The sequence below is a fragment of the Faecousia intestinalis genome (genome assembly GCF_040096185.1).
Taxonomy (GTDB): domain Bacteria; phylum Bacillota; class Clostridia; order Oscillospirales; family Oscillospiraceae; genus JAZOXB01.
Map to the genome: position 1 here is coordinate 1 of NZ_JBBMFF010000081.1, position 5,655 is coordinate 5,655.

General features: G+C 62.4%; 5 protein-coding genes. 3 read left to right on the forward strand and 2 right to left on the reverse strand.

Going from position 1 to position 5,655, the window contains the following annotated elements; all coding sequences use genetic code 11:
- Positions 1–274 precede the first annotated feature (274 nt).
- The 3 genes from WMO66_RS01330 to WMO66_RS01340 all read left to right on the forward strand — a co-directional run bounded on the left by WMO66_RS01330 (position 275) and on the right by WMO66_RS01340 (position 3,506).
- On the forward strand, positions 275–1,153 hold the full coding sequence (locus WMO66_RS01330) for a bifunctional 5,10-methylenetetrahydrofolate dehydrogenase/5,10-methenyltetrahydrofolate cyclohydrolase (protein ID WP_349134610.1): 879 nt from the start codon (positions 275–277) through the stop codon (positions 1,151–1,153).
- Positions 1,154–1,182: 29 nt separating this feature from the next.
- On the forward strand, positions 1,183–2,526 hold the full coding sequence (locus WMO66_RS01335; RefSeq protein WP_349134611.1) for a DUF1576 domain-containing protein: 1,344 nt from the start codon (positions 1,183–1,185) through the stop codon (positions 2,524–2,526).
- 230 nt (positions 2,527–2,756) lie between these two features.
- Positions 2,757–3,506 carry a hypothetical protein gene (locus tag WMO66_RS01340; RefSeq protein WP_349134612.1) on the forward strand — a complete coding sequence of 250 codons (750 nt, stop codon included), beginning with the start codon at positions 2,757–2,759 and terminating at the stop codon, positions 3,504–3,506.
- Between the two features lie 230 nt (positions 3,507–3,736).
- Here WMO66_RS01340 and WMO66_RS01345 read toward each other — a convergent pair whose 3' ends face one another.
- Positions 3,737–5,068 carry an MATE family efflux transporter gene (locus WMO66_RS01345; RefSeq protein ID WP_349134613.1) on the reverse strand — a complete coding sequence of 444 codons (1,332 nt, stop codon included), beginning with the start codon at positions 5,066–5,068 and terminating at the stop codon, positions 3,737–3,739.
- On the reverse strand, positions 5,065–5,514 hold the full coding sequence (locus WMO66_RS01350; protein ID WP_349134614.1) for a MarR family winged helix-turn-helix transcriptional regulator: 450 nt from the start codon (positions 5,512–5,514) through the stop codon (positions 5,065–5,067). The genes WMO66_RS01345 and WMO66_RS01350 overlap by 4 nt, the downstream gene beginning before the upstream one ends.
- Positions 5,515–5,655 lie beyond the last annotated feature (141 nt).

Consider the following 5,655-nt stretch of genomic DNA (forward strand, 5'->3'; position numbering starts at 1 on the left):
CGCCGATCCGGAGCCGGAGCTCGGCCTGCCCGCGAAAAGGCTCACGTTTTTGAGTTCTGTGATCCGACCGAGTACTGCGAGATTGCCACGTCAGGTAGTGCTGCGGTGCACCAGTGCACTCCTACGGTTTAATGATCCCCTACAAGGCGCTCACTGAGCGCCGCTACATACTCCATCGGCGGCTTTCCACACAATATGCCGCTGCATTCCGCCGGCGGCCCTGCGCCGCCCCACCCTCGAACCCAAATCTTATCTCAAAAAGGAGAAATATATCATGGCAAAGCAGTTACTGGGCAAAGAAGTTACCGATGCACTGAATGCAAAGCTCATCGAGCGCGCCAATGCGCTGAAGGAAAAGGGCGTCGTTCCCACGCTCGGCATCGTCCGCGTGGGCGAGAACCCCAGCGATCTGTCCTATGAGAAGGGCGCAACGAAGCGCGCCGAGCTCATCGGCATCAACGTACAGAAGTTTGTCCTGCCGGAGGATGCCTCCAAGGAGGACCTGCTCAAGCTCATCGACGAGATCAACGCCAACGACGCCATCCACGGCGTTCTGATGTTCCGTCCGCTGCCGAAGCATCTCAAGGCTGACCAGAATGAGATCTGCAACCGCCTCGACCCGAAGAAGGACGTCGACTGCATGACCGACCTGTCGAACGCCGGTGTGTTCGAGGGCCGCAGCGATCTGGGCTTTGCCCCCTGCACCCCCGCCGCCTGCATGGAGATCCTGGACTACTACGGCATCGACTGCAAGGGCAAGAACGCCGTCGTCATCGGGCGCAGCCTCGTCGTCGGCAAGCCTGCCGCGATGATGCTCATGGGCAAGAATGCCACTGTGACCGTCTGCCACACCAAGACCGTCAACACCGCTGAAGTTTGCCGCAAGGCCGATATCCTCGTCTCCGCAGCGGGCGTGCTGAACTCCCTGACGAAGGACTATGTCCGTCCCGGTCAGGTCGTCATCGACGTCTCCATCAACTGGGATGAGAACAAGCCGAACGCGCGCGGCGGTCTGGGCGCCATTGCGGGCGACGCGGTCTATGCCGAGGTCGAGCCGATCGTCGAGGCCATCACCCCCGTCCCCGGCGGTGTGGGCAGCGTGACGACGTCCGTCCTCATGAAGCATGTCATCGAAGCTGCCGAGCGCGTCTGATTTTCGGACGGGAAAGTTGAGAGAGAATCATGCATAAGCTGAAGCAGCTTTCGGCGAGCAGCTTCCTCAGGCTTCTGTTCGCCGCATTTACCTTCGCCTTCTTATGCTCCGCCTTCATCGCGCCGGACCGCGCGGAGATGTTCACCGGTCTGCGCCGCATCATGACGGAGTCCTCGAAGGTCTCGACCAACTATTTTGATAACGGCGGCTACGCCGGAACGTTCCTGAACGCGGGCCTCGTCTGCCTCGTCCTCACGGCCCTCTACAGCCTCCCGAAGGTCAAGGTCAACGCCACGTCGTGCCTCGCCTTCCTGCTGACGGCCGGGTTCTGCTTCTGGGGCGTCAACATCCTGAACCTCTGGTTCGGCTTCCTCGGCGTGCTGCTGTACTGCCTGGTCAAGCGCGAAAATCCCGCGAACCAGATCAACGCCATGGTCTTCACGACCGGCATCTGCCCGCTGTTCACGGACCTGATGATCCGCTATCCCCATGCGGATGTCGTCGGCTTCCGCTGGCAGGGCATCCTGCTGGCGGTCGCCATCGGCCTGTTCATCGGCTTCTGCCTGCCCGCCGGGCTGGTCCACTCGCCGAAAATGCACAAGGGCTATGACCTCTATTCCGCCGCGGTGCCCGTCGGCCTGACGGCCTTCTTCGTCCGCGCCCTGCTCTATCAGGCGCTCGGCGGCACGCTGCCCGGCGGCGCGAGCACCGATCTCGGCGTCTCGAGCTGGAATGTGGCCAATGTGTTCTGCTTCGGCGTGTTCGGCCTGTGCATTGTCGGCGCGCTCGTGCTGGGCTGCCGCCCGAAGGACTACTGGCGTCTGCTCCGCGACCCCGGCTACAGCGTCGACTTCTCGCAGAAGTACGGCAATGCAGCGTTCCTGATGAACGTCGGCATTTACGGCCTGTTCATCGTGCTGTATTATAACCTCATCGGCGCGACGTTCAACGCCGTGACGTTCGGCTGCATCTTCTGCATGCTGGCCTGCTGCTGCTCCGGCAGCCACCCCGGCAATGTCTGGCCCATCATGGTGGGCTATGTTGCCGCGTCGTTCCTCGGCAAGTGGTTCTGTGTCGGCGAGGCCTATACGCAGGCCATCAACGCGCAGGCCATCGTCGTCGGCCTCTGCTTTGCAAACGGCCTTTCGCCGATCTCCGGCCGCTATGGCTGGCCGTTCGGCATCCTCGCCGGTATGCTGCACTTCACGCTCGTCACGAGCGTGCCTCTGCTGCACGGCGGCTTCTGCCTGTATAACGGCGGCTTCACGGCGGCGTTCGTGTGCATGTTCTTCATCCCGGTCTTCGAGCACTTCTTCCGCACGAAGGAGGAGCGCAGGCTGGCGAAGGCAGAGCGCACGGCAAATTCCCAATAATGCTGACGGGCCGCCCGGGATAACCCCGAGCGGCCTGTATCATTGGGGCGTTGTAGGGGAGCGGCGTCCTCGACGCCCTGTGCCGCACTGTCGTCTCGTACCGGCTGCCGTTAAAACGGCATGCACCGATTGCGTCTGTGCGTTTCACGCTCCACTCTGTCACTGCCCGCCGGAACATCCCGCTTTCTTTCCCGTCTAACGGAACAGAACATCCAAGGAGGAATTTTCTCATGAAACAGCTCATTCCCGCGCTGCTGGCGGCGCTCTGCCTGCTGCTGGCGTCCTGCGGCACGTCCCCTGCCGCCACGCTCCCCATGGGGACGGACGAAACGCCCGTCGAAAGCGAGGCGTCTGAATCCACCGGCCCGTGGGCGCCGACCGGCGAGCAGATGCAGAAGGAAAACGCCGTCACCGACCTGCTGAACGAGAGCGGCGAGGGCTATTCCTACCGTATCCCGCAGCTGAACTGCCAGACGCAGGACGCCGAGCTTATCAACACCGCTATTTCCGACGAGCTTATGCCGCTCGTCGATGAGGCCCACACCGCGCAGGCACAGGGCTATGACCCGACGTGCGTCGAGATCGGCTGGGAGAGCCACTGGTGCGGCGACGTGCTCGTGCTCCTCACCCACTCGTCCTACCCGAACGACTGCGCCTATCATCAGGTCTACTGCTTCGACCGCATCACCGGCACACGTCTGACGAACGCGCAGATCCTCGACCTGTGCGGCGTGACGCAGGCGGAATTCGAGGCGGGCGCGGCCGATGCCGCCGAGCGCTGCTTCCGCTCCATCTATCCGGACACCATGGGCGGCGATGCGCTCTGGCAGGAGCAGCTCGAATGGACGCGCAGCGCCGAAAATGTCAATGCCGATATGATGATGTACCCTGATGAGAACGGCAAGCTCATGCTCCTGTCCCCCATCGGCTCTCTCGCCGGCGCGAGCTATTATGAGCATAGCTACCCCTTCGCCGGGTGAACGGAAGAAAGTTTATGGAGCGTATCCGTGCAGATACGCTCCATTTTTGATCCATATGGGGCAGCCCTTGGCTCTCCCTCTGGGAGAGCTGTCACCGAAGGTGACTGAGAGGGCCTTGCAGCCGCTTTTGCATGGCAGTATCAAGCAAGGGGAGAGCTGAGTTCCCCTCTCAGGCGGCTGCGCCGCCAGCTCTCCCTAAGGGAGAGCCAAGCAGCGGTTCATACTGCGTTTTAATATCCGTACTTTTTCCGCTTCGCCAGCAGGAAGACCGTCGTCACGAGCACGGCCATGGTTTCCGCAAACACGATGGAGAGCCAGATGCCGTCCAGCTCCAGCACGAGCGGCAGCAGGAGCACGGCCGCGATCTGGAACACGAGTGTCCGCAGAAACGAGATGAGTGCGGACGTCAGGCCATCGTTCAGCGCCGTGAAGAACGACGAGCCAAGAATGGCTACGCCCGCGAGCAGGAACGAGAAGGAGTAGATCCGGAACGCGCGCACCGTCATGGCCAGCAGCGCCTCGTCGTAGCCGACGAAGATCTGCCCGAGCGGCCGCGCCAGCGCCTCGCCCGCCGCCAGCATCGCAATCGAACTGCCGCCGATAAGCCGCAGGCTCTTGCGCAGCAGGCTGTGCAGCTCCGGCCGGTTCTGCGCGCCGAAGTGGAAGCTCACCACCGGCGACACGCCGACGGCGTAGCCGATGAAGCACGCGTGGAAGATCATGCTGACATACATCAGCACGCCGTAGGCCGCGATGCCGTTCTGCCCGCCGTAGCGCATGAGCTGCGCGTTATAGAGCATACCGACGAGAGACATGGAAATATTGCTCATCAGCTCCGACGAGCCGTTGCCGCAGATGCGGCCAAGCGCGCGCCCGTCAAAGCGGAAGCGCGTCAGATGCAGCTCGCTGCGGTTCCACTTTCCGAGGAAATAGAGGAGCGGCAGCAGCCCGCCGACGCACTGGCTCAGCGACGTGGCGACGGCCGCGCCCGCGATGCCCCAGCGGAACACGCCGACGAACAGCGCGTCGAGCACCATGTTCGTCACGCCCGCCGCCACGGTCACCGCGAGGCCGAGCTTCGGCTTGCCCGCCGTGGCAAACAGGCACTGAAATGCGAACTGCAGCACATAGGCCGGGTTCGCGATCAGGATGAGCCTGCCGTAGCGCACACAGTTCTCCAGCAGCTCACCCTCCGCGCCGAGCAGCTCCGCCACGGGCCGCAGCAGCACGATGCCGAGCACACCGAGCGCCAGACCGGACAGGGCCGTCACGCAGATGACCATGGAAAACAGCCGGTCGGCGTGTTTTCTGTCGCCCTCGCCCATCGTCTTGCCGATGAGGGCGCTGCCGCCGGTGCCGAACAGGAAGCCGACGCAGCCGAGAATCATCAGATACGGCATGATGAAGTTCACGGCCGTGAATGCGGCCTTGCCCGCAAAATTCGAGACGAAAAAACCGTCCGTCACGCAGTAGATCGACGTAAAGATCATCATCACGATGGACGGCAGCGTCACGCGCAGCAGGCGGCGGTAGCCGAAGTGGCCGGAAAATGTGCTGTTCATTCCTGACCCCCCAGCTCCGGCAGCTTGCAGCGGAATGCCTGCAGATAGCGCTCCATCAGCCCGAGATATTGCTGCACATCCTCTGCGGGCCATTCGTCAAAGATGCTGTTTTCCAGCCGGATCAGGCGGCCGGCCGTGGCATCTGCCACGCGCAGCCCCGCCTCCGTCAGGCAGACGCGCTTGCTCCGCGCGCCGGACGGCTCCAGATATAAAATGCCGTCCGCCTCGAGCTTGCGCAGGGCGGAGTTGACGGTCTGCTTGCTCAGACCGGTGCTCTCACAGACGGCACGCAGCGACGCGGGCGAGCCAAGCTCGCACAGGGCATAGAGGATGCGGCTCGTGCTGTCATTCTGTCCCTGTCGCTGCGCGGCCTCGTGATAGGCCGCGTCCATTTCGCTCAGCAGGCAGTTGAGGCGCTTCAGCGCCGGGGATCGGTATTCGTGCATAAGAACCTCCAATGTCCGAAATCATACCATAATATTATAGTACGATTTCGTACAGTTGTCAAGCCGTGATCGATGCTTTGTACGGACTGCAAGCGCCTGCGGCATAAACAGACCCCCGCACGGGATGCCATTGACATCCCG